Here is a 23874-nt window from a genome sequence, read left to right on the forward strand (position 1 = left end):
CTGTCATATAAAAATCAATCGAATGGCCTATCGTTAGAACAGTCCGTTGACTGGAAGTAAATGGTATAATAAGGGTGCTGATAACAAATTCAGGAGAGATGCTCATGGTAGGAAAAATTTGTGTCGCTCTCATTGTCTTATTTGCCATTTATTCATGTGTGATGGCAATCGTACGACCAAGCCAATTTGATTTGAACTTAAAGAAAAAGAGGAGAGTTCTATATACCATCTTTATTGCGACGACAGGCAGCGGAGTGGTTTTTGGCGGTCTTGAGCTTGACGATTGGCCCTATGTAGTGAGTCTCGCCTCCATTGTCGTCTTTACGGATCTTGCTGTGCTGCTGACTCCAAGCATCCTGAGAATATGGCAGGCTGAATTTCTTCATGGCTCTGAGCTTCTTGAAGAAACCTTAAAGGAGAACGAACGGCTTATTCGGGATATGATGGCAAAGGTTAGTTTTATGTCCTTTCTCATCCAAGATGCCATTTATTATTTCGAGAAGAAACCAATCCCTGAGACAGATGAGGATTATCTGGCAGAGCTGGAACAATACCTGCAGCAATATGGGGATCGTTTTGGCTTGAAAATCGATGTACGGCAGTACGAAATCGATCCGAATACCGATCTTGAAGTCTCTGTTCAAGCGAAGATCCGGCAAGAGCTTCTAATTATGAAGGATATGCATAATATAGGGATGGAGGTCTCAAGACTAGAAGAATATATTGTTTCCATTTATAATGGAGAAATTATCACATTAGAAGAGGATGAAACCTTTATCGTCCCTGTTCAGCTTCCTAAATATCACTTTATTGTCGTGATCAAGAAAGGAAAGGGAACACCGATAGAAATTGACGGGATTCATACCGCAAATTTGGTTCATATATATGATTCTTTTATGTAAAATGATGGTATAATATAATGAGGAAGAATTGACGAGGGGGATTAGCATGAAACAAAGGAGAAGAGACCGGTTGAATGAAGGGGCGATGAATCAGACGGACTTAATCGCAAATGCAGCTTCAATTGGCGCAAAACCAACACATCTCTCCAACAAGTCAATGAGCAAGCAGACTAAACGATTAAAGGAATTAAATAAGCAGGCCTTAGCCTATATTCAATCAGTGAAATAAGAATACTTCGTATTCTGAGGGACGGGAAATCAGAGAATCTCCTGTCCTTTTCTTGTGCCATTAAAAATGGAATATGCCGCAGCTATTTTCTTGTGTAGGTTCCCTCCGACTTGCATATTCTATAGAAAAGCAGCAGAGAATGGGGCAGATGGAATAGTGGAAGCGAGAAGAGAACAGGATAAAGGAAAGAAAAAGCCGTATACGACTTTAGTGCGCAATCCGAAGATGCTGAAGAAAAACAAAGAGGCGCTTAAATGGTTGAAATCCATTCGCGGCCGGCTGGGGTAGCTCGGATGCAGTCATAAAGAAAGGACTTCAGAGTTATCTGAAGTCCTTTTTAATTTCTTAAGACCAAGGTAATAAATAGAAAAAGATACTAAGGAAATGACAGGCACTTCCTGCAAGAACAAATAGATGCCAGATCGCATGATGGTGCTTAAAACCGCGCCACACATAAAAGATAGATCCTGCAGTATATAGAATGCCGCCTGCTACAAGCAGGACAATTCCATTAGGAGCAAGAAACTGTGATAATGGGCCCCATGCAAATACAATCATCCAGCCCATAATAATATATAATATCGTGGAAAAAAGCATGTACTTCTTCACGAAAAAGGATTTAAAAACGGTTCCCCCAATGGCAATTCCCCAAACGATTCCAAAGATTGTCCAGCGTGCCCATCCATCTAGAGCTATGAACAAGAAGGGGGTATACGTACCCGCAATAAAGAAATAAATGGATGTATGATCGAAAATTTGGAAGAGATCCTTTAGCTTTCCTTCAGGCAAGCTATGGACAAGGGTTGAACATAGATACATTAACAGCATTGTACTGCCGAAAATGGTAAAGCTCACCACATGCCAAGCAGTTCCGTATTGAGCAGAATAGATGATTAAGAGCACAAGAGCAGCTAAGCTGAGCAGAGCACCCAATCCATGAGTGATAGCATTCACGATTTCTTCACTTTTCGTATAAACATGGGTTTCATTCATTGCGAATTCCTTCTTTCCTCCGATATGTTTAAGCTGGCTGAAAACGGATGTATCATATGTAGTGATAACATGTAGTTTTCGATACTATATAACAAAGTATAGGTGGTAATTGCAGGAGAGTCAAGTTATTTAACAGCAAAAAAAAGAAGGGGGGATGATGGTGATCCCGCCTTCTCTTTTTTTACAGATAGATGATTGGAGATTCGTCTATTTCAGTATAGTTTGGATTAAAACGGGGTCATGATCACTTGCACGTCCATGCTCTTCCATAAAAGCCGCATTAATATGGACAATATCAACTGCTGTTCGTAAAGAAAGGTTTTTTGAGACTAGAATGTGATCGAGCACTTGTAAATTCCCTTGGTATGCATACGTGTAACGGTCAACGGAAGGGATAAGGTCAATCATATTTGTCATTTCCTTGCCTTTAAGGGTTTTGAGTGTTTGGGTGAATTCAAAGTCATTCATATCCCCAAGGGCAATAATATTAGCATTTCGATCCTTTGATTGTATATCCTTTATGAATTGGTTGACGATCGCTGCTATTTTGACACGCTGTTCTTCACTTGATAGGACGGCAGGCTGTGTCTTACCGAATAACGGTAAGTCTCCCCCTTTAGAATTGAAATGATTGGCAATTACGACCACCTTATCCCCATTAAAGGAAAACTGTGCGGCCAGCGGTTTACGGCTGCTCTTAAATGCAGCGTTATTCGGCTCTATGCGTCCAGGATTCAAGGTGAGTTTTCCGTTCTCATAACCGACTGCTTCATTTGCTGTTCCTTTTGGCGCATCGACAAGGGATACACGCTCTGGATTATAGAGGAAACCAACACGGATATTGGCACCAGGAGCACCGCCGTCCTCGTTATTATTTGGAGCGATATCGGTATAGGCATAAGTTGGACCGCCAAGTTCCTTAATCTGATCAATCAGTACCTGGTAGCTTTTGCTTGCATCTGTATTTCCACTGTTTGTGGCACCGTCATTGTCCTGAATTTCTGTCAGTCCAATAATATCGGGCTGATTTAAGTTTTCTGCAATAGCCTTGGCCAGCTTTGTCGTTTTCTCCATACTTGTTTTCGGCGAGAAGTTCTCGACGTTATAGGAGGCAACGGTTAACTTCTTCGCATGCTGCTTCAATTTCGTCTTTTCCTGCTTTAGTTTTCCTTCTTTTAAATCAGGCAGAGTTTCATGATCTGCGAAGATTCGGTAGTTGCTAAAACCATAGCTGACGACCCCGGCAATATCGCCAGTAAAGGAATCACCGGTTTTGGCCACGAAGCTGGAATCATCGATATCAATAATTAGCCGTTCTGGATTAAAGTCATCCTCCTTAATTCTTAGACCTTTAGCCAAAGTGTTGACCGGCGTGTACTTGGAGACAACATATAATTCGCCATAATCCTGTGGAGCAATTACCTTCGGTTTTGCAACCTTGACGAGCATGCCCTCCAGGCTTTCATAATAATCAATACCGTCCTGCCTTGGATCAAACTTTGTGAATTGATCATTGTCAATGATTTTTGTCGGTTGTCCTTTAAGCGGGCTGATTTCAACCGGCTTTGGCAGGGCTTGTCCTGTAGCTGTGACCGTTATGGAAGTAGCGTTAATTTCGGTGACAGGAAGGTCTGTCTTTAATTTTTCAGAATATCCTTCCAACACCCATTCCTTCACCTGTCCGCTTACTTTTACCATATCTCCGGCAGATAGGCCGTGATTTCGTTTATAAACAAGAATTCCTTCTGATGTGGCCGGGTCGTTATCAGGCTTTAGTGACTGGATATAGACATTACTGGCATCAGCCACATATGTGACAACTCCCTCTACATCAGCTACATATTGATTCTCATAGGGAGAGTAGTGGGCTGCTCCTTGGATGTCATGTATTTCTAAGCCGTTTAAGGCAATGTAGTACGTAAATGTTGCGATATCGCTATCCTTAAATCCATCAGCAATCACAACAGCTTTAATGGTTGTATCCTTCGTGATTTCGATAGAACCGGAATAGCGTGTACTATCTATAGTTGGCACAGTGCCATCTGTCGTATAATAAATCGCGCCGTTCTCCGTGTCTGATGTTAGCGTGATCGTTGTACCGGATGTGACGGCACCTGAAGGGACGGAGCTGACAGGTTCAGCCGCTTTTGGTGCAGGGTCTGATTCATCAACTAACGTAACTGCCGTTGGGTTTTTTAAACCAGGTACGGTGAAATAGGCTTCAAGGGAACCTGTGACTTGAACCTTGCTTCCAATTTTTGTCGGGTTTGTCTGCAGGCCGAATTCGGCACGGAAGCTTGCTGGCAGTTGAACAGGCAGCAGCTTAGATTTGTCCTTTTCATTTGGTGTATCAGCAAGGGCGAAATTGAAATCGTTTCCAAATGGCGCATCGAAATCATAGCTGTTATTCCCGGTTGTATGAGCGACGATATACCCTTCAACGGTCGCAGAGCCAGAATTATTGGCAATCGCTTCAGCAACTGAAATAGGGGCTGCTGCATGAGAAACTGTGCTTGGAATTAGAATCGAAAAAAGGAAGAAAAAGAGTAAACTTGGCATGAAAAAACGTCTTTTGAAAAACGTCAGCATGTGACACGCTCCTTTATCATTTTTGTCAGTTCATCCATATACTACAAAATACGTAGAAGGCTAGATAGTGTGGGAAGTATCATCTTTTGACTGATAAATGGCAGTGGTGTAGGCGGAAAGAACTAGTCGTCTTGTCTGGTTAACATAGAGAATAAAGACCATGTTTATGAATGCTTAGTGCAAAGGAATCGGAATAAGCCTCAAAAGTGCAGCTTATGGACCGTATTTCGCAAGATAGGGAACATATCTTGCGGTTTATCGATAGAGGTATGACATTACTTGGAAACTTCCTTATTATTGGTATATAGGAAAATCATAGGGGAGATTGAGGGGGTGTTTTGAGGGGATGAGACTTATCTTAAATATTGATAGGGGATTTAAGGAAAAGAAAGTGATCATTGAGGCACCTCATTTAGATGAAGAGGTACAAGGAGTCATTAACGCTGTGCAAGAAAGGGAACACCCATTCTTGATAGGCAGGAAGGGGGAACGGCAGCATGTCCTGCATGTTACAGATATTCATCTTTTTCATTCTGAGAAAGACCATGTGGAAGCTGTGACAAAGGAAGAATCTTTCATGATTCGTGAAAAACTGTATGAGCTTGAAGAGATGCTTCCAGCGAATCGCTTTATCCGTCTGTCAAAATCGGCTATCGCCAATTTATATGAGCTAAGCCATTTTGAGGCCTCCTTCAATGGAACTCTCTGTGTCCATTTTAAATCTGGTAGGAAAGAATATGTGTCGAGGACTTATGTTCCAGCAATTAAAGGAGCATTGCGAATGAATAGGAGGAAAACAAAATGAAGACGTTTATTTACCGCAGCTTCATAGGTGTTTTTTTTGGAGGATTCCTTCATGTTTTAATGATCAGTTTAGGAATTCTCCTCTCCCAGGCAGAGACCATCAATGCGGATTTATTTTTGAAGAATGCACTTGGAGTCATCATTTGTGCCTGGTTTTTTACAGTTAGTCCGATGTATTTTGAGATAAAAAAATGGAGTCTGCTTCAGCAAACGCTCCTGCACTTTATGACTGTCAGCACTCTTTTTTTCCTTCTTGCTTTCACAATTGGCTGGATTCCGATCTCTATGCCAATTATATTGAAGCAAATGGTGATATTTATCGCAATCTACCTGATTAGTTGGACAATTTTCTTTCTCTATTTCAAATATCAAGAAAAGGTACTGAATGAGCATTTAAAGCGATTGTAATACCCTAATTCCTATGAATAGTCAAAAAAAGACAAAAAACATACCGGAATTTTTCATACGGTGTATAATGAGGAGTGTGTCAGCTTGTTTGGCCAATTATTCAGTGGATTGAAATAGGAGGCAAGTACATGACGATTATGACAGAAACAATAATGGAGCTCATTTCAGTAGAGCAATGGGAAGAGGCCTATCCAATCATCACGCAATTGCGTACGAATCTAGATAAGCATTCCTATTTTGAATTAATGGATGAGATGAGAAAGGATGGCTATCGCTTATTCGCTTTTTATCGAGGTGAAGAGATGGCTGCAGTCATTGGCATAAGCGTACGTGTGAATTTCTATAATAAGCGTCATGTGATGGTGCATGATTTGGTAACAAACGAAGAGGAACGCTCCCAGGGCATTGGAGAGAAGCTTCTCGCTTTTATCCATGATTGGGCGAGAGAAAATGGTGCGAAGTATGTTGCACTTGAATCAGCCCTGCCACGAACAGATGCCCACCGGTTTTATGAAGAGAAGCTAGATTATGATAAATGGAGTTATTCCTTCAGGAAAGAATTGTAAATATCCTATGTAGACAATCGGCCCCATTTCGCCGATTGTTTTTTTATGTCCGGCCTGTCAAAAGGACTGCTTCCATATCATGGTCAAAGTCAGATTGGCACTGCTATTAGAAGGATTTGCAGGGAGAATGCGGACGACAATTGCCCCTGGTGAGAAGGTAACCTCAGGCCGGTGGGTAAGAGGGAGGCTGTTAATCAGTGCGATGACTTGATTCCTTTGTCCTCGCTGGGCAGCCTCCATTAATTGGCGGGCAAAGGTCGGATTGCTCTCGACTTGATTGGTGATGGTATAAAGATCACTAATCATTTCCTTAGATAAATTGGCGGAATTCACAAATACCTGTGTATTAATAGGCGGATATTGCTGTCTTTGCTCAAGATTCATGCTCATGTGACTCCTTTACTTGATTTGTCCTGTTTGGAACCATCGATTTATTCCGTTCATTCATATACCTATGCTGCGGGGCTCTTTTGGGTGATAATCATGAGCAATCCGTTGTTGGGAAGGAGAGGGATAGCTGAAGCATCCGGTCAATGATACATTTCGGACGTGTATGAGAGAAGAGAGACTATCTAGATGAAAAACAATGATGGTAAGGCGTTGATATACTCGTCTGAATTAACAGGCTGAAAAAAGTGATCATCGGTAACAATTATTTATTTCATAAAACGAATACAAAAAGCCACCTTTCACTGGGCACTCAAATTAAACTGGATGTATCTTTAAAAGTAGAGGCGGGTAGCGAGCTTGAGGCAATGATGAAGAACCAGCAGCAAGTGAATGTAATAACGATTGGGAGAAGCGTTATTAACTCTTATCATAAATGGTGGGAAAGTGTTAGCTCCAAATGTACACATGATAAGCAACCAAGGCTTTGAAGTAATCGAGGACTAATCTCATCATGAATAAAACTACATACAGTTGTGATTGCTCAGGGTTTTCATTTACAGCCATTGTAGTAGAGGGATGTAAATTGCCGCAGATAATGGTTGAAATACCGCGAAGGCTTGATGAGGTACAGGATAACAATTTATCCTTCTCGCAAATAAGAAACCTCCATTTCGAAACGGATTGCTCTAAAAATTGAGCAAGTATTGAGAGAACAAATAAAGGACTCCATCTTTAATTAGGTGGAGTATCCCAATACTGGGAGGATAGTAAAGTCAGAAGAAAAGGATATCTTGGAGTGTAGGGGAGTATGCATGTGTAATAATAATGATTTAATAAATAGCTCCAAATGAAATGGATTACTCATCATATATATATCTTATATAACCCATCTGTAAATGACCCATATTACACTTCCCTCTACAAACACGGTAAGCAAGAAAACTAAAAAGGCAAAAACAATACTGACACCTTTATTGATTCCTACAACATCATACAGAAATGAGTAAATAAACTTAGGAAATAGAAACGGTGCCGTAAAAGGTAATGCTAATATCATAATAAACGACCCTGTAGCCATGATTATAAAAGGAACCATTACAACAACAACGATGCCTATAACAACTATAATGAAAATCATTCCTGCAGTATCCATTTCATCACCTTCTTGTTGCGTAAAATTATCTGATTATATTTTATAAATACCCCCCAAAAAAAAGACCAATCGGATGATTGATCAAAATTGAGAAAAGATTGTATATAAGAAAACTATTACTATCAAAAACAATGCAGTAAGCCATATGAATCCATTTTTACTTTGGCCTACTTGATACCTATTAAACTCTTCTTCGCTTATCTCATCATGTGTTACACTGTTTCCTGTTTTAGTCTCTCTAATAATCTTTCCATCTTTGATGTAATGTTTTACTTTTGCCAATTGTGACTCCCCTTTTATGTATGAATTACTGTGAAAATTATTCTACCATATGCAACACCGGGATAAGGCGTTTTGTAATATTTTTTAACAAAAATGACCAACTGCTTGATTAAACAGTAATAATTGTTACTTTTAAGCTCAATACAAACTGATAACAGATGATGTATAAAATTATGTGTAAGGTCTTTTATTAGACAAAACAAAAAAAGACAAAGTACTCTCCAAGTTATCACCACAATAACCCTTGAGAGGAGCGCTTTGTCATGAATGGTCATAACACAAATACTTGAGATTTATCGAATGTTGTACAATCCCTAATGAATGACCTCTTTAAAGAGAAAATTGAATTAATCTTAGAGGAAGAGATCAAAAACGTCTTAATGAGCGAGAACCAGTGGGAATAGACAATTCACGTAATGGCTACTACAAGCGTTCAATGGATACCATGTATGGCCGGCCAGAAGACCTTTCGGTTCCCCTGACCGTAAAGGTGATTACCAAACTACACTGCTTGAACCTTATTAACATCTGATGGTCGCTGTGGATGAATTGGTTGTACAGCTCTACCAAAACGGGGGTTAGTGTGCGTCAAGTAGGTAAAATCATGAAGAACTTATTAGGAGACCAATATTCAGCTGGGACCATCTCTAATATCACCTCAGCTGTCATGGGAGATGTGGAGAAATGGCAAAAGAGACCGTTGAATACTCAATACTTTGCGATTTACCTAGATGCTCTCTTCGTCAAATTGAGCAGAGACGTAGTCGACAAGGAAGCTATTTATATTGCCATGGGCATCACTCCTCATGGGAATCGAGAGATTTTGGGTTTTTACGTAGGTGGAAGGGAAACTTCGAATGGGTGGAGAAGGATTCTAATGAATTTTTATGGTCGTGGGGGCAGGGAAGAGCTTCTTGGCATATTTGATGGATTGACGGGTCTGGAAGAAGCCTTTCGGGAGGCATTTCCAAGGGCTGATGTCCAACGATGCGTTGTTCATAAAGTTCGCCAGACCCTAAATGTCGCCAGAAAGAAAGACCAATCCGCCCTTAGCGAGGATTTGAAGCGCATTTATAGAGCATCTTCTTTTGATGAAGCAGAAAAGGCCCTGCAAGAGAAGTTAAGAAGAAATGGTCAAAGACCTACAAAAAGGAGTTAGAGTCCTGGGAGAATGATTTACCTGTCCCAACGGCATTTATGAATTACAGTTCCTACATCAGGCCCAATCTCTATACAACCAATTTAATTGAACGTTTAAACAAAGAAATCCGGAAACGATTAAAGATGATGAACAGCCTCCCGAACATTGAGGCAGCTGAGAAAATCGTCTATTTGACGGGACCAAATACAAAGACTCATGGGTAACGAGAAAATTAAGCGGGTTTGTTTGGCCAGAGGATTCATTGAACGGAATTTCAAAGAGAAATACCTGTTGAGGGATATGTATAAGGATGAAACATTGGGTATAGGGAGGGTCGATGGGAGAATACATATTAGAGGTGTGAGAAATGGAGACAAACATCAAACAGAAAAAAGTGACTCGGCAGCAGAAAATTGTACTTAAAGGTAATGTAGTGTTTAAGAATGATCCCAACTTTGACCTCATGGCTCAAGCATACATACTTACATCACAAAACTAAGCACTACTTAGATAGTAAACGTGTTGATAAAAAGAAACCACCTTAACAAATGGAATATTCCATTTGTTTGTAGGTGGTTTTTGCACTATTTTGATCCATCTTAAAACGTATTCGCTTCATATGTTTTTCGGCTGATTTTCTCAATGACCTGATGGAGATCATCCGGCTTATGGAACTCAATAGGGGAGAAGCCTTTCTCAAACAGAATGGTGTCAGCCTCAATGACCAGGACATAGCGGTTATTGATTTTCGCTAAATGGATGGTCTCTCCGAAATCGGCGAGCAGACCCTTAATGCTTGTGCTGTCGAGCTTCATTTTCAGCTCAACTTCTGGTTCCCGCTCAACTAATTGGGCTGCTGCTTCGACGACCTGCTCTGTTGACAGCTTTTCTTGCAGCTCCCGCTTCGGGCTCTCAGCCCAAATCTCAATGGCCTCCTCGAACTGGCGTCTTTCCTCGCTTTCAGGTTCATATACCTCTCCAATATGCTCTTGTACCATTTCCATTACATGATTCTTCATGATTTCCTGCTTGGACTCCCCATATTCGACGAATTTCAAGAAGTCCTCAAAGTAACGGGCATGGGAGGACTGGTGGATTTTCAGCTCGTTTTCCTCAATCATTCCTTCCTCAGGCATATGCGGATAGAGGATGGATTTCATATTCTTGGTCGTAATGGCCATTTCAACATTGCGAATCAATGTTTTCTCATCAGAGATGGAGGCAACCTTCGGCTCGAAATCACATTTCATGATGAAGAGGAAACGATGCTCAAAGAATTTCCGAGGCACTGCTGATGCTAGGAGGAAGACGCCTCCTCGCACAGCGCTCGTGTCCAAATAAGAATGAACAAACTCCTCACTGCAGCTTTGGAACTCCTCTTTGCTTTCGGCATAGCGGGTTCGGTTAAAGGCGTTATAATTCGGGTTTGAATCGAGCGCATGGCCTGGCTCGATAATAAAATGCCCAAGCTTGGTCGGAACTTGTTCGGAATTCGGGTGGCGTTCCACCTTTCTTTTGACGATTTTCTTAAATTCCCCGTCAAGGAAATCCTTCAGAGCGCTTTCTTCGTATTCAGCTGTGTCAAGTGTTTGATAAAGCTTGGCTGTCGGCTGCTCTTTATTTTCAGTTTCAATTACGAAAAAGGATAAAAAACGTATCTCAAATTCCATCATTCACACCTAATTTCTTGTTTAGTCAGCCTTCTCAGTATCCCAAAAGCTCAAGATTTCGTCAATTTCCTTTATCGTACCCAAGAGCCTATAAACAGAATCCAAGAGGGTATGACAGTCTTTGTGTTTTGATGAAACATTTACCAAGCCTTTTCATGCTAAAGCTGGGGTATAGGGTGTTAGAGGTGTATGAACTGTTTAGGAGGTGGAGGACATGGAAAGATGGGCTTTCTTTTTCGTCCTGTTGGTGGGAATCCTTGTGTCTATCCTCTTGATTAGCTTGATGGTGGTCGGAATAGCCTCTTGCATCAAGTGGAACCGTGACAGGAAACAGCAGCAGCATGCCATCCTTCGTAATTTTCCTTTCTTGGCTAGGGCACGCTACGTATCTGAACAGGTCAGTCCGCAATTGAAGCAATACTTCTTTGAGGGGGATTTGACAGGGAGACCATATTCTCATCACGATTATGTAGCAATCGTCAAGACGGCGAAATATGCGAAATCTGTTGTCGCGTTAGGGAGCAAACGGGATTTTGACAAGCCTGGATTCTATATTCGTAATGCGTTTTTTCCAAGGCTTTTGAAGGATATGGGGGCAGATCAAACACCGCTCATCCATTCAAAGAAATACATAATTGATGAGGAGACCCTTCTATCAAGGAAGGAGCATATGGTAGAAACCGATTTGAAGCCTTGGCTTTATGAGGATGAAGATGCTGTTATCATTGGGGCTGATACTTGCCGCAAGCCGTTTCATTTGAAGAGTCCTGTAGGGATGAGCGCAATGAGCTATGGAGGACTAGGCAAGAATGCCATCAAGGCTCTGTCATTTGGCGTTCATGATGCACGAGCGTTTATGAATACCGGCGAAGGTGGAATCTCTCCCTACCATCTGGAGGGAGGAGCAGATTTAATCTGTCAAATCGGTCCTGGTAAATTTGGCTTTAGGGATAAGGAAGGAAATTTCTCTTGGGATGAGCTCTTGGAGAAATCCAAGCTGGATCAGGTAAAGGCATTTGAATTGAAATTAGGCCAGGGGGCAAAAATACGCGGGGGCCATATTGAGGGAGTAAAAGTTACTCCGGAGATTGCGAAGATACGAAATGTCGAGCCCTATAAGACGATTGATTCCCCAAATTGCTTTGAGGAGTTTGACAGCTTTGACTCTATGCTGGATTTCATAGAAAGAGTCAGGGAGGTTTCCGGTAAACCGGTTGGAATCAAAATGGTTATCGGTGCAGAAGAAACGTTTGAAGAATTTGCATCTTATATGAAAAAGAGTGGGCGTTATCCTGATTTCTTATCCATTGACGGTGCTGAGGGAGGTTCAGGAGCAACCTATAAGGCTATGTCCGATTCAGTCGGACTTCCGATTGTCCCATCTATTATGATTGCCAATCGTCTATTGAAGCAATACGGAATCAGGAACAAGATGAAGATAATCGCCAGCGGTAAGCTCTTCTCTGCTGACCGGATTGCATTGGTTCTATCTCTCGGCGCTGATGCCGTGCAGGTGGCTCGCGGATTGATGATTGCCGTAGGATGCATTCTCGCTGAAAAATGTCATACAAATCAGTGTCCAGTAGGGGTGGCAACGACAGATCCTAAGCTGCAAAAAGCCCTTGTCGTTGATGAAAAAAGGTATCGGGTAACCAATTATCTTGTTGGTCTTCGGGAGGAATTATTCATGCTGGCCGCCTCTGCCCATTTGAAGAGCCCGCGTTATTTCGGTGAAGAGGATATCGTGTTTGTAGATGAGCACTATCAGGTGAAGAATCTGAAGGATATCCAATTTGAACCAGGATGGGAAGAGCTTGTAACAAAATAAAAATAAGCGGGAAGGAATGGCTGGCATTCTTCCCGCTTATGATAAATGATAGGTTTGCTCACCAGTATTAGGAGGCTTCGATGGAGGTATCTTTTTTATTAAGTGCTCTGTTCATATGAAGTAAACGCTTTTTGATTTCATTGGCATAAATGATATCATTGTCCTTGATAGCAAGGCTTAATAAATCGAGCAGATCATCCAGCGTCAAGCTTTCTGTATTCTGTTCGTCAATTTCCCCTTCTTCGAACTCGTTAACAATCAGTTTTTCTGAATCCTTTCGTTTCTCTTCTTCTTGATAATGGGAAACGAAAATTTCAACAAGCATAGCATCCGTGATTTTCTCCCCGGTTGTCTCTGGCAGCATATCCAATATTTCTAATTCCTCAACAATCATATCAAAGCATTTGTCTGAAAGGGTGTATTCGGCCTTTCCTCCAAATAATTTTTCAAATACAGTCAGTAATACGGGAGTCGTTAAGGAAGTCAGTAGTTTTTCATATACTGTGTTGGTTTGTCTAACTTCTGCCAGAATAATCTCTTTCGTCTTGCTCCGCATAAAAATCCCCCTTGTATTTAAAGTCATGATTGAAATCATTTTCTAGGATAATAGTAGCATGAAAAAAAGAAGAATGATAATTTCGTGAACTGAGAAACGAGAAATGTCACAATATAGTAAGTAAATTCCTTTTGTGGCAGATATCAACCTGTAATTCATTGAGAGGTCTGTATGAAAATGGCAAACCATATTGTTATTCCGAAATAATATAAAGGGCTGTTTACCTGTTATCCTATTGGTTTGCAAAGGGCACTGAGACGATTTTTAATATCATTCATATATTCCTCATCTCCTTCTTCCTTCGCAAATAGGAGCAAATCCAGCAAATCATCTACCGTAAGCATCAAGGTATTCTGGTCATGTGAATCATCGCTAATCAAGCTGGAATCAGAGGAAAGATGCCTGCCGATGACATTGTAATAGAGATGGACCAAGGTAGAGCTTGAATACGGCACAGCCATTTCGGGAAGGGGATGGTCTGTTTTCTCCAGCTCGTTTTTCAGTGCCAGATAGGTATTCTCTGATAGAAGATGAGTGCCTGATGGTCCAAATAGATTGTAAAACATTTTTACAACGATTGGCGCGCTTAATGTTTGCACTAATTTAGGAGATACTTGGCCTGTGTTCATTATTTCATCTGTTATCAAAAGGTATGTATTCTTCTTCATCAATCTTCTATCCTCCTTTATGGAATCTATCATAAGCTATTTTTTGGAGAATTTAAACAATTGCGTCTTGGGTTTCTTGATGGAACGTTTAATCGTCATGATGATCAGGATTGGAACTAAGGGTTCAAAAGGACCCCCTTACCGGTTCGATAGTCTGCTTCCCGCACCTCTAGTGGAACCATGTTTCCGCCTGTAGACCAGATGACATGGACAGCTGTTTCTGGCAGGTCATATTCCTTTGAAGATAAAAATGGTCCGTAAAATCCCGTCAGTGCAGACGGTTCGGCATATATGCCTTCCGTATCCATCAGCTCTGCAAGGTAACGGTAAATACGAGTGTCTGATACTGTAAAGGAAGCGTTTAAGCAATTAATCATATATTGGCTGGATAATTCAGATGGCCTCCCGACCGCTAGACCATCAGCTGCAGTCCGGTTTGTAAGGCCAAAATCATGAACAGATACTGAGCTATAAAGCTTTGTGGCCATCCCAAGCAGAAAGCAGGGAGACTCAACAGGTTCAGCAAAGGTCAGATGGACGTGTTTCCCGAATTCCTGCCTTAATCCATAGGCAATCCCGCCTGGTGCCCCTCCAACTCCGCATGGAAGATAGATAAAAAGGGGATGTTTCTCATCAATTTGAACACCTAGATCCTTCAATTGATTTTTGAGCCGGCGGGCTGCTGTTGCATACCCAAAGAAAAGGTCGGCAGATTTCTCATCATCAATGAAATGACAGAGGGGGGATTTCTCAGCTTCCATTCTCCCTTGTTTGACGGCTTCCCCGTAATCTGATCCATGTTCAACGACATTTACCCCACGTTTTCTGAGTAAATCCTTTTTCCATTGTTTTGCATCCGAGGACATGTGAACATTGACCTGGAAACCGAGTGTGCGGCCTATTAAGCCAATACTCAAACCAAGATTTCCGGTAGAGCCAACGATAATCGTATAGCGGGAATAGAAGGACCGGAAAATAGACGAATCGATCTTGCTGTAATCATCTGTTATCTTTAGGAGCCCTTGCTGTACAGCCAACTGTTCTGCGAGTTTCAACACCTCATAAATCCCGCCTCTAGCCTTCACCGAACCTGATATAGCGAGAGCATGGTCGCATTTGAGAAAAAGCTTGCCTGCAATGGCTTGGTTATGGAGCTGTTCGAGACGGTCTTGCATATGTTGTACCCTTACTAAGGGTGACTCAATCAAACCTGATTGTGCTTTTGTCTCCGGGAATTTATGGGCAAGATAGGGGGCAAAGCGATTTAAGCGTTCTTCAGCCTCATCGATTTTCGAACAATCTAAATGAAGAAGTGGATTAGGATGGTTCACCCAGTAACATTCTTTTCTTTCCGAAATATCCTGCAAGATAGGCAGTTCCTTCAGCCATTCATCCTTCGTTTTGCCATGAATTTTTTTCATCAATCAAACCATCTCCTTATGTGCGCATTTCAATAACATTACTTTCATTAAACATGATAATGCCTATTTTTTGAAATAGTCTGTCACATTATTTGGTTAATATGATATAATTATGATATCACTTTGATATATAGGAGATGGTGTGATGGCCGAGAAAAAGGCATTCAAAATCAATGGATACTTAGGTATCCTCATTGGAGCGATATTAGTTGGAATGGGGATTTACCTGTTTATCATGTCTGGTGGAGCAGGGCTGGGACTTGTTATTCCTGTTATCCTCGTCATTCTAGCTGCCTTGATTTTTTCTGGAGTAACCATTGTCCAGCCAAATGAGGCAAAGGTACTGACACTGTTTGGTACGTATGTCGGTGTTATTCGGGAGCAAGGCCTTTGGGTAGCGCTGCCGCTAACGATGAAATCAAGCGTATCATTACGGGTGATTAACTTTAACAGCGACAAGCTTAAGGTCAATGATTTAGAAGGAAATCCAATTGAAATTGCGGCTGTTGTCGTTTATAAGGTACAAGATAGCGCAAAGGCCACCTTTGATGTAAAGGATTATAAAGAATTTGTTCAGATTCAAAGTGAAACGGGCATTCGTCATATCGCAAGCCAGTATGCTTATGATCATTTTGGCCATGAATCGGAAATGTCCTTACGTAAGAACAGTGATGAGATTGCTGTTTTCTTATCAGAGGATTTACAAAAACGTTTGTCTGTAGCGGGGGTAGAAGTTCTTGAGGCCCGTATTATGCATCTAGCTTATTCTTCTGAAATCGCTTCAGCCATGCTGCAAAGACAGCAGGCACAAGCAGTCCTATCTGCACGGAAGGTTATCGTGGACGGGGCAGTCGGGTTAGTTCAAAGCACGATTCATCAGTTGGCGGACTCTGGGGTTGTCGAACTGGATGAGGATCGGAAGGCACAAATGGTCAACAACTTAATGGTGGCGATTGTGTCTGATAAGGGATCTCAGCCGATTATTAATACAGGCAGCATCCATTAAGGAACTGGTTTAAATGACAAAAAGAAAAGCTTATCCGCTTAGGATTGACCCCAAGCTTTATGACGCATTAGAAAAATGGGCAGAAGACGAATTGCGAAGCGTAAATGCACAAATCGAAATCATACTAAAGGATGCGGTTAAGAAAGCTGGAAGGCTGAAAAATGAAGATCATAAGCAATAGAGTGGATAGGAGGCTTCTGCGCTATGGAGGCCTCCTTTTTGTTCCGGTTCATCAAAGTGGGAAATAGGGAGAAAAATGATATTGATTAATGATGACTTCCATAGTACATTCTTATATAGCTGATTATGAATGAAACATTTCATTTCTTCATTAAGTGGAGAGAAATATTGATCAGTAATCCGTAAAATAAATGGCATGAAAGTCAACGATATGATAGTATAATGGTAATTGTTGGATAATTCCGAATGGTTCGAAAAGAGTGTTTCATTCAATGAGAAGAGGTCATTCCATGATGGGGTTTGTTCGTGAGGTCTTTTATGCTGTATGCATCGGTATTCTTTCGGTGGGAGCGATAGGGTTTATCCTATATGCCTTTATGTTTATCGAGGAGCTAATCTTTTAAGATAACCGAGCAAAACATGATGTAATGGACATGCTCCTGCCGGATGCAGGACAAAAAAGATGCAGGCTCATAATGCCTGCATCTTTTTTGTATTATGGGAAGTTAGGAAGAGGGTCCAGTATGCTAGGGAGAGGCTTTTTTGTTCGGTACAACAATTCAGAGATGGTGACACTTTTGTACCCGTTATCCTTTAATAGTTTTAAGATAGGCTCCATTGCCTTAACCGTCTCTGAAGAACGATTCATGTTCCAATCATGCAGAATAATGATATCACCAGGGCTTAATCCCTTCTGAACATGATCGACGATTTTAGCTGCCTTCGGATTTCTCCAATCAAGTGCATCTTGGTCCCAAGACCATAAAATCACATCAAAGCCTTTTTTGTGAGCGGTTTCGATAATCGTATCATTATAAACTCCCTCAACAGGCCGATAAAGGGTCGGTTTCCTGCCGATGATTTTTTCAATTGCTTCATCCGTCTTATCAAGCTCCATCGATAATTGAAGGGAACTCATGCGCCTGCTTGAGAAGTGGTGAAAGGTATGATTGCCGATTTCATGTCCTTCATCTGCTTCTCTTTTTAATACCTTTGGATATAACAAAGCGTTTTTACCTGTAACAAAGAATGTGGCTTTTGCATCGTACTTTGCAAGCAAATCAAGGATTTGCGGTGTGAAAACCTCATGAGGCCCATCATCAAATGTGATTGCTACTAATTTTTCCTTTGTATTCGTCTCCCATATGACACGCCCTGTCTTCTCATATTCCTCCCTGGGTTTTATTGATGCATATACCCGTGGTTCCTGAATGAGAATGAAGAAGAGTACGAACCATAATAGAAGAAGTTTCTTGCCCATCTACATAACATCCCTTCATCTATGCAAGTAAGGATTAGTATATGGAATTTAGGAAGAAATATTTAAGGGGTTAATTAACATAAAAATAAATGGGAGATACATCCATATACCCTACTCACGGACTTGTCTTTGTGTGAAAATATGGATATAAACAAGAGGCAGGTGGGAGAAGGATATGTCGAGAAGCAAGAAATCGCTGTTTGTGATATGGATGGTTGTCCTCTTAGGTATATTACCGCTGGCGCAGTACACCGAACATCAAGAAGCCCATGCAGGTCCCCAATCAGAACTTGGGACCAAAATATCGAAAGTATTAAGTCATGAGGATCTAAAAGGAGCTGTGACAGGAATCAGCGTGAGGGAGGCTAAGACAGGGAAGATTATTTACCAAAAGAACGGGGATACCAGATTTCGGCCTGCTTCAAGTCTTAAGCTTGTGACGAGCGCGGCAGCCTTAAAGCTTCTTGGAGGAAATTATCGTTTTAAGACAGAAGTTTATACGGACAAAAAAGCAGTTAATGGGGTTCTAACGGGTAATTTATATTTAAAGGGGTATGGCGACCCTACTCTTACGACAGCTGATTTAGACAAACTAAGCAAGCAGCTGAAGAAAAAAGGTATACGCAAGGTGAAGGGGAATCTAGTTGCTGATGACAGCTGGTACGACAGCACGAGACTTTCTCTTGACTTGCCTTGGAGCGATGAACAGGAATATTATGGAGCACAAATATCAGGATTGACCGTATCCCCAGACACTGATTATGATGCTGGAACGGTCATCATTCAGGTCGCACCAGCAGCCAAAGAAGGGAAAGCGCCGAGCATAAAGGTATTGCCGAAAACAAGCCATATCAAGTTATCTAATAAGGCTAAGACAGGGAAGGCTGACAGCAAGAAAACGATCAAAGTAACGCGTAAGCATGGAACAAACCAATTATTTATAACGGGCAGTATTCCGAAGAACAGCTCTGCCTCTAAATATTGGATAGCCGTTGAAAATCCAACAGGTTATACCTTAGAGCTATTTAAGCGTTCCCTTGCGAAAGAAGGCATCAAGACTGCTGGTAAAATGACTGCAGGGAAGGTACGTCCAGGTGCAGTAAAGCTCGCATCAGACCAATCAGCTCCTTTAAAAGAAGTCGTGAAACCATACTTAAAACTAAGCAATAACACGATTTCCGAAGTCCTCGTGAAGGAATTAGGCCGCGTAAAGGGCAAGGGAGGAAGCTGGGAGCACGGGCTCTCTGTTATTGAAAAACAGTACAATTCCCTTGGAATTAACCATAATAATATCCTCATGAGGGATGGGTCTGGTGTGTCGCATGTGAACCTCATCACGCCAAATACACTGAGCAATGTCCTCTTTAAAGCTCAGTCTGCTTCTTGGTATAAAATTTATCTTAATTCCTTGCCTGTTGCTGGAAACAGTGACCGTTCTGTCGGAGGAACGCTGCGCAATCGAATGAAAGGAACACCTGCTGAAGGCAAGGTCATGGCAAAGACCGGTTCCATTTCTACCGTAAGCTCTCTTTCAGGGTATGTGAAAGGCAATGCAGGGAATAAATATACCTTCTCCATTATCATCAATAATGCGATAGAAGAGGATCATCTGAAAACCATTGAGGATCAGATTGCTGTCATTCTCGCAAGCGAGTGAGGTTCTTTCATGGGCTGCTTCTAGAGCAGTCCTTTTTCTATGGGCAGATATCGTTAAGGAGGCTTTAGCTCTTGGTCATTTTACCGTGGAGGAAAGGTAAAGAGAAAAGAATATAAAATAACACCTTTTCGATAAAATGAAGGGGCCAACAAACACCCTACCGAAAGGACGTTTTTTAATATCTACCCATCATCCCGCATCTCCATCGAAGAGGAAACACTGCAAAGAAGGTCGCATGTGAAATGGAGGAATTGGAACGGGAAGACAATAGCCAAGTGCGAAAAGAGGAAAGAAGAGCCCTCCGTAAAGTGGAGGACGAAAGCGTGTTCGGTCATTCCAGCGTTTTTTCCTCTGAAATCTCCTGAAATCCCAAATGGAATTCGGGATTGACGCCATAGACCATAACTTCCTGAAAGTAGCCCAGCTACTTTCAGGAAAGTTCTTTCATAAATCAAAAAACAGGTGGCGAAACCAATTTAGTTTCGCCGCCTGTTTCATTTATTAGGGACTTATGAGACAGCCGCTTTCATTTATGATTAACCTGGTTCGTAAGCCTTAGGAATACAAAGCAATATAGATACGTAATGAAAAAATGATGGCTAATAGAATGATAAATTTAAGAACGGCATACTTTGAAAAGGATTCGATGAACAGGATAGCCAAGACGGCATACAAACAACTGGCTACCACAAAGACCCATTCTGAAAATCCAACCATTAACTGAAGTATAGCGATCATTAATATCACTAAGAAGTGCAACCCATCGAATCTGTCTGTCTCTCTGCGCACCTGAAAATCACTCCCTTCCTTACCATCCTATTCACGACACCCAGGATTGGAGCATCTCCCAATAAGGGAATTTTGTATAATGGAAATTATTGTTTTGTGCAGATAAAAAGGGAATATGATTGGCGCAACGATGATTTAGACGGATGAAATGAACCCAGCAGGAGGAGACAAAATGAAAATGAATCGATTTATCATCACCATGTATTTGGTACTCGTCGTCATAACATTTACCTTTCCGCCTTCTGATGAGGCGGAAACGGTTCCGAATCTGGAGCAAATGATTGACGCCCGGCAAAAGTATTTCGGAGGATTGATTGGAAAAGGGTGAATCATTTGGTTTGTTGGGCAATGCGGGATTCCATCCAATGGACATTGGCGGCTATGATTATGGGTTGTTGAGCGAATTCATGAAGTGTATAAGCCGTTCAACGAAATGTCTCTCTGCGGCCAATAAACAGGCACATACAATCAAAGGAAGGCGGCATAGGAGGAGAAACATATGAAGGGGTATATGCAGATAAGATTTTGATGCTTTAAGTCTAGAGAGAGAATGGCGGCTTATATCGCTTTTTTTCATCTGAATGGAACCCCATGTTTATTCTCGGTTGGACATCTAAATCTATTTTAGTGTATTTTTATTATATGAAAATAACATATAGGTGGGTATTAGATTTGCGAAGTGGTAAATAAGAATAGGAGCAATAATCAAAAGCCTATCTATTATCAAAGCAAAATACAAAAATAGAAGGAGGGTAAAAGATGGATGATTTGTTTATAGTACTATTCTTACTATCTATTGTAGCTTTGATTGTGGGTTTAATAAAACCAAGCCTCGTATTGAAATGGCTGCCTGAGAACAAAAGGAAAAGAAAGTCTGCACTTTTGATTTTTGGTGCCGCAGCCATACTGTTTTTCGTCTTATTTGGTGTAACTGCACCTCCGGTAGAGGAAAATACGAATAGTGACTCACAGGCAGAGCAACAGCAAGAAGAAGCCAAAGAGAAGGAAGAAGCTAAAGCGAAAGCCGAGGAAGAAGCGAAGGCCAAAGAAGAGGCAAAGGCTCAGGCAGAAGCGGAAGCCAAAGCTAAAGCTCAGGCAGAAGCTAAGGCTAAGGAAGAGAAAGCAAAGAAAGAGGCTGAAGAAAAAGCCAAAGCCAAAGAAGAGGCAGAGGCTAAAGAGAAGGAAGAAGCAGCAAAGAAAAATACAGAGACACAGTTCGCAGGATACAAACAAATTGAAGTGGATGGCGGTGATACGTCCGGATACCGTCAAGCTAACGTTGTTGTTGATATTGGCTTTGGGGACCGTAAATATTGGGCATTCACTAATGAATACGGGCAACTAGTACGTGTCATTGCTGACAAAATTATTCTGCAAGACGACAGCAGCGAACCTGTCAATTCGTCTGGAAGATACTACTCTGATGAGGCAAAAGTACCCGGTGTGGAAAGTGATCGTTATGATGAAGGACATATAATAGCTGATTCTCTCGGAGGGGTATCGAATGCGTATAATATTACCCCGCAAGAAAGTATATTGAACAGGCATGGGGACCAAGCTTATATGGAAAAAGTGATTCGTGATGCTGGTGGTGCGACAAATTTTGAAGCAATTATTACTTATCCGAATACAAAAACACAGATTCCTTCAAGCTACCAGTATACGTATACCGTAAAGGGCAACAAGGTTGTGGATAAATTTGATAATGTTAACCCGGATAAAGTAAACGAATCAAGTGGTTTAACAGAAAACAAATCTTCTGGTTCAACTAGTTCAAATAAAAACTCAACTGGTTCAAACAAAAGCGGTGATCTTTCTAGTGTCGATAAGAATGGCAATGGTGAGGTGACGATTCAAGAAGCAAAAGATGCAGGTTACAGCATGCCTATTACGAAAGACCACTGGTTGTATCCTTATATGAGGGATAATGATGGTGATGGGCTGGTAGGTGAGTAGACACCTAGAATCCAATAAATCAAATAGTAAACAAGAAAGCTTGGGGTTTCTTCCCAAGCTTTCTTGTTTATTTTAGGGAAAGTTCTGTTTGCGCCTCATAAATAAACCTGTAGTTGGGAGGGCTCATTATTCATTCTTCTAATTTCTCTTTAATCTGTTTCCGCTTATGCCAGATTGTATCCCGATGATAACCCATGATATTACTGACTTCTTCATAGGTGTATTTCGTATCCTTGTATAGGGAATGAAGGGGGCGTTCAAATGTGGTGAGTTGGCCAAATGGATCGGTAGCAGTGTTTGATTTGGTCCTCCATTTTCCTATCAAACAAACCCATCATCCCATACAACCAGAATCACCTACGGAAGACTTCTGTATGAAAAGCACCTTAAATGAGTACAGCAGCTTTATCTGGAAAGTCAATATACGGATTCCGGTTTCCTTGAAGATGATGAATGCACCAATTTCGATGCTTTTCATAAAGGGTAACGGGATTTTCTTCATGCCATTTAATCAGCATGGGGATATCAATGGCTTTCCGCCGGTCTTGAGGCAAGATATCCGGATACCTGGTTAGGAAATATAAATTTGCCCTCGCAACGGCCCCTTTTCCATTTTGCGGCTCAAAGCGTTCTTCCCCATCGCGTTTGCCGCAATCATTGCGGATGATTTCCTTAGAAGCGCTTGGATAATCGTCAAAATCATAATAAGGGATATTGCTTCTGAAAGAATTACAGGTTGTTTCACAGGTGAATAAGTGGTTTAAATCACCGACCATTGGGCTTGCTTTATCAAACCAGGATTGTGGGATGATATGTTCAACATTTAAAGCCAGGGCAGTTAGAACTGATTCAAGAAGGTCCTCTTGGGAACCGTTCAAATTTTGTAAGGAAGGATACTTACTGATTTCCTCGCGAACGGCCGCTTCATATACCAAGTCATATGAAAGCAAGGTGCCGGCTTCTAAGCTCTTGCCTGAGTAAATACTTCTTGCCTTCCCATCTTCATGAAGATCGACTAAGGAATGAAGCAACTTCTTGCTCCGTGAATAGGGGAGCGGATTTGCGTGTGTAGTGGAGATTAAGTTTGTAAGACTGTTCAGCAGCTCTTCTTTGGGGGCATCCCATGAAAGGTCCTGGTAGTAGGCTGCTTTTAGCTGATTATCTGAAGTTTCATCATAATACTGATCTAGAATTTCTTTCAAGGGGTCCTCTATCGATTGAACAGCGTTTGATTCCGCATACATATTAGGTAACAGTTTCATTATCTGTTCGCCAAAAATGGATTCATCAGGGATTCTATGCTGCAGAAAATGGGATGCGGCCTCTTGAAGGTCTTGTTCTTTGGCACGGACTGCTTGGAGGATGATACTAATGGCTTGCTGATCAAGCTTCATACTCTATCAACCCTTTCCTTTGTATCCTATC

Annotated in this window: 25 protein-coding genes and 1 pseudogene; 13 read left to right on the forward strand and 13 right to left on the reverse strand. The window is 41.4% G+C overall.

From position 1 onward, the window contains the following. The first annotated feature begins 104 nt into the window (after positions 1 to 104). The 3 genes from ACY8DX_RS08210 to ACY8DX_RS08220 are packed head-to-tail and all read left to right on the forward strand — an operon-like array spanning position 105 to position 1419. A complete protein-coding gene (locus ACY8DX_RS08210; RefSeq protein ID WP_462406529.1) occupies positions 105 to 902 on the forward strand; it encodes a type II toxin-antitoxin system SpoIISA family toxin in 798 nt (265 codons plus the stop codon). A gap of 46 nt (positions 903 to 948) precedes the next feature. Further along, complete coding sequence (locus tag ACY8DX_RS08215; protein WP_049671306.1) at positions 949 to 1131, forward strand: hypothetical protein; 183 nt, start codon at positions 949 to 951, stop codon at positions 1129 to 1131. A 54-nt stretch (positions 1132 to 1185) separates the two neighbouring features. Further along, on the forward strand, positions 1186 to 1419 hold the full coding sequence (locus ACY8DX_RS08220) for a hypothetical protein (RefSeq protein WP_462406530.1): 234 nt from the start codon (positions 1186 to 1188) through the stop codon (positions 1417 to 1419). A gap of 57 nt (positions 1420 to 1476) precedes the next feature. Here the strand turns inward: ACY8DX_RS08220 and trhA are convergent, their stop codons facing one another. Further along, on the reverse strand, positions 1477 to 2124 hold the full coding sequence (gene trhA / locus ACY8DX_RS08225) for a PAQR family membrane homeostasis protein TrhA (protein ID WP_049671305.1): 648 nt from the start codon (positions 2122 to 2124) through the stop codon (positions 1477 to 1479). 207 nt (positions 2125 to 2331) lie between these two features. Beyond that, positions 2332 to 4683 (reverse strand): DUF6359 domain-containing protein, encoded by a 2352-nt coding sequence (locus ACY8DX_RS08230; protein ID WP_462406531.1) that lies wholly within the window; start codon positions 4681 to 4683, stop codon positions 2332 to 2334. 376 nt (positions 4684 to 5059) lie between these two features. Between ACY8DX_RS08230 and ACY8DX_RS08235 the strand changes: the two genes are divergently transcribed. The 3 genes from ACY8DX_RS08235 to ACY8DX_RS08245 all read left to right on the forward strand — a co-directional run bounded on the left by ACY8DX_RS08235 (position 5060) and on the right by ACY8DX_RS08245 (position 6491). Further along, the gene (locus tag ACY8DX_RS08235; RefSeq protein ID WP_462406532.1) at positions 5060 to 5518 is read left to right on the forward strand and encodes a LytTR family DNA-binding domain-containing protein; all 459 of its coding nucleotides are present in this window, start codon (positions 5060 to 5062) and stop codon (positions 5516 to 5518) included. After that, positions 5515 to 5925 (forward strand): DUF3021 domain-containing protein, encoded by a 411-nt coding sequence (locus ACY8DX_RS08240; protein ID WP_462406533.1) that lies wholly within the window; start codon positions 5515 to 5517, stop codon positions 5923 to 5925. The genes ACY8DX_RS08235 and ACY8DX_RS08240 overlap by 4 nt, the downstream gene beginning before the upstream one ends. A 128-nt stretch (positions 5926 to 6053) precedes the next feature. After that, positions 6054 to 6491, forward strand: a complete 438-nt coding sequence (locus tag ACY8DX_RS08245) for a GNAT family N-acetyltransferase (protein WP_082197132.1) — start codon at positions 6054 to 6056, stop codon at positions 6489 to 6491. Positions 6492 to 6548: 57 nt separating this feature from the next. Here ACY8DX_RS08245 and ACY8DX_RS08250 read toward each other — a convergent pair whose 3' ends face one another. The 3 genes from ACY8DX_RS08250 to ACY8DX_RS08260 form a co-directional block, all read right to left on the reverse strand. Beyond that, positions 6549 to 6875, reverse strand: a complete 327-nt coding sequence (locus ACY8DX_RS08250) for a YuzC family spore coat inner layer protein (RefSeq protein ID WP_049671302.1) — start codon at positions 6873 to 6875, stop codon at positions 6549 to 6551. An 883-nt stretch (positions 6876 to 7758) separates the two neighbouring features. Then, on the reverse strand, positions 7759 to 8034 hold the full coding sequence (locus tag ACY8DX_RS08255) for a hypothetical protein (RefSeq protein WP_462406534.1): 276 nt from the start codon (positions 8032 to 8034) through the stop codon (positions 7759 to 7761). Between the two features lie 81 nt (positions 8035 to 8115). Next, positions 8116 to 8316 carry a hypothetical protein gene (locus ACY8DX_RS08260; RefSeq protein WP_049671299.1) on the reverse strand — a complete coding sequence of 67 codons (201 nt, stop codon included), beginning with the start codon at positions 8314 to 8316 and terminating at the stop codon, positions 8116 to 8118. A gap of 317 nt (positions 8317 to 8633) precedes the next feature. On the opposite strand from ACY8DX_RS08260, the pseudogene ACY8DX_RS08265 reads away from it, so the two are divergent. Next, positions 8634 to 9704, forward strand: a pseudogene (locus ACY8DX_RS08265) (IS256 family transposase); the annotation flags it as partial. Between the two features lie 352 nt (positions 9705 to 10056). Here the strand turns inward: ACY8DX_RS08265 and ACY8DX_RS08270 are convergent. Then, a complete protein-coding gene (locus ACY8DX_RS08270; RefSeq protein WP_049671298.1) occupies positions 10057 to 11127 on the reverse strand; it encodes a DUF3900 domain-containing protein in 1071 nt (356 codons plus the stop codon). A 214-nt stretch (positions 11128 to 11341) separates the two neighbouring features. On the opposite strand from ACY8DX_RS08270, the gene ACY8DX_RS08275 reads away from it, so the two are divergent. Further along, complete coding sequence (locus ACY8DX_RS08275; RefSeq protein WP_462406535.1) at positions 11342 to 12955, forward strand: glutamate synthase-related protein; 1614 nt, start codon at positions 11342 to 11344, stop codon at positions 12953 to 12955. Positions 12956 to 13022: 67 nt separating this feature from the next. On the opposite strand, the gene ACY8DX_RS08280 is transcribed toward ACY8DX_RS08275, so the two are convergent. The 3 genes from ACY8DX_RS08280 to ACY8DX_RS08290 form a co-directional block, all read right to left on the reverse strand. Further along, positions 13023 to 13511: a hypothetical protein gene (locus ACY8DX_RS08280; protein ID WP_462406536.1), complete on the reverse strand. Its 489-nt coding sequence runs from the start codon at positions 13509 to 13511 to the stop codon at positions 13023 to 13025. Positions 13512 to 13738: 227 nt separating this feature from the next. Continuing rightward, complete coding sequence (locus ACY8DX_RS08285; protein WP_156185625.1) at positions 13739 to 14179, reverse strand: hypothetical protein; 441 nt, start codon at positions 14177 to 14179, stop codon at positions 13739 to 13741. Positions 14180 to 14295: 116 nt separating this feature from the next. Beyond that, a complete protein-coding gene (locus ACY8DX_RS08290; RefSeq protein ID WP_462406913.1) occupies positions 14296 to 15600 on the reverse strand; it encodes a D-serine ammonia-lyase in 1305 nt (434 codons plus the stop codon). Between the two features lie 145 nt (positions 15601 to 15745). On the opposite strand from ACY8DX_RS08290, the gene ACY8DX_RS08295 reads away from it, so the two are divergent. After that, positions 15746 to 16606: an SPFH domain-containing protein gene (locus ACY8DX_RS08295; RefSeq protein ID WP_049671294.1), complete on the forward strand. Its 861-nt coding sequence runs from the start codon at positions 15746 to 15748 to the stop codon at positions 16604 to 16606. A gap of 13 nt (positions 16607 to 16619) precedes the next feature. Further along, positions 16620 to 16787 (forward strand): type II toxin-antitoxin system antitoxin, encoded by a 168-nt coding sequence (locus ACY8DX_RS08300; protein ID WP_156185624.1) that lies wholly within the window; start codon positions 16620 to 16622, stop codon positions 16785 to 16787. A gap of 495 nt (positions 16788 to 17282) precedes the next feature. Here ACY8DX_RS08300 and ACY8DX_RS08305 read toward each other — a convergent pair whose 3' ends face one another. Beyond that, the gene (locus tag ACY8DX_RS08305; RefSeq protein ID WP_462406537.1) at positions 17283 to 18047 is read right to left on the reverse strand and encodes a polysaccharide deacetylase family protein; all 765 of its coding nucleotides are present in this window, start codon (positions 18045 to 18047) and stop codon (positions 17283 to 17285) included. A 175-nt stretch (positions 18048 to 18222) separates the two neighbouring features. On the opposite strand from ACY8DX_RS08305, the gene dacB reads away from it, so the two are divergent. Then, positions 18223 to 19704 (forward strand): D-alanyl-D-alanine carboxypeptidase/D-alanyl-D-alanine endopeptidase, encoded by a 1482-nt coding sequence (gene dacB / locus ACY8DX_RS08310; RefSeq protein ID WP_462406538.1) that lies wholly within the window; start codon positions 18223 to 18225, stop codon positions 19702 to 19704. 555 nt (positions 19705 to 20259) lie between these two features. On the opposite strand, the gene ACY8DX_RS08315 is transcribed toward dacB, so the two are convergent. Continuing rightward, complete coding sequence (locus ACY8DX_RS08315; protein WP_462406539.1) at positions 20260 to 20442, reverse strand: hypothetical protein; 183 nt, start codon at positions 20440 to 20442, stop codon at positions 20260 to 20262. Positions 20443 to 20665: 223 nt separating this feature from the next. Here ACY8DX_RS08315 and ACY8DX_RS08320 point away from each other — a divergent pair, with 223 nt between their 5' ends. Both ACY8DX_RS08320 and ACY8DX_RS08325 read left to right on the forward strand, forming a co-directional pair. After that, a complete protein-coding gene (locus tag ACY8DX_RS08320; protein WP_462406540.1) occupies positions 20666 to 20821 on the forward strand; it encodes a hypothetical protein in 156 nt (51 codons plus the stop codon). A gap of 431 nt (positions 20822 to 21252) precedes the next feature. Then, positions 21253 to 22449 (forward strand): DNA/RNA non-specific endonuclease, encoded by a 1197-nt coding sequence (locus tag ACY8DX_RS08325; protein WP_462406541.1) that lies wholly within the window; start codon positions 21253 to 21255, stop codon positions 22447 to 22449. 130 nt (positions 22450 to 22579) lie between these two features. On the opposite strand, the gene ACY8DX_RS08330 is transcribed toward ACY8DX_RS08325, so the two are convergent. Next, on the reverse strand, positions 22580 to 22774 hold the full coding sequence (locus ACY8DX_RS08330) for a hypothetical protein (RefSeq protein ID WP_462406542.1): 195 nt from the start codon (positions 22772 to 22774) through the stop codon (positions 22580 to 22582). Positions 22775 to 22835: 61 nt separating this feature from the next. Continuing rightward, entirely contained in the window at positions 22836 to 23843 is a 1008-nt protein-coding gene (locus tag ACY8DX_RS08335; protein WP_462406543.1) for an endonuclease I family protein, read from the reverse strand. Positions 23844 to 23874: the final 31 nt, after the last annotated feature.

It is taken from the genome of Gracilibacillus sp. Marseille-QA3620 (genome assembly GCF_054950035.1).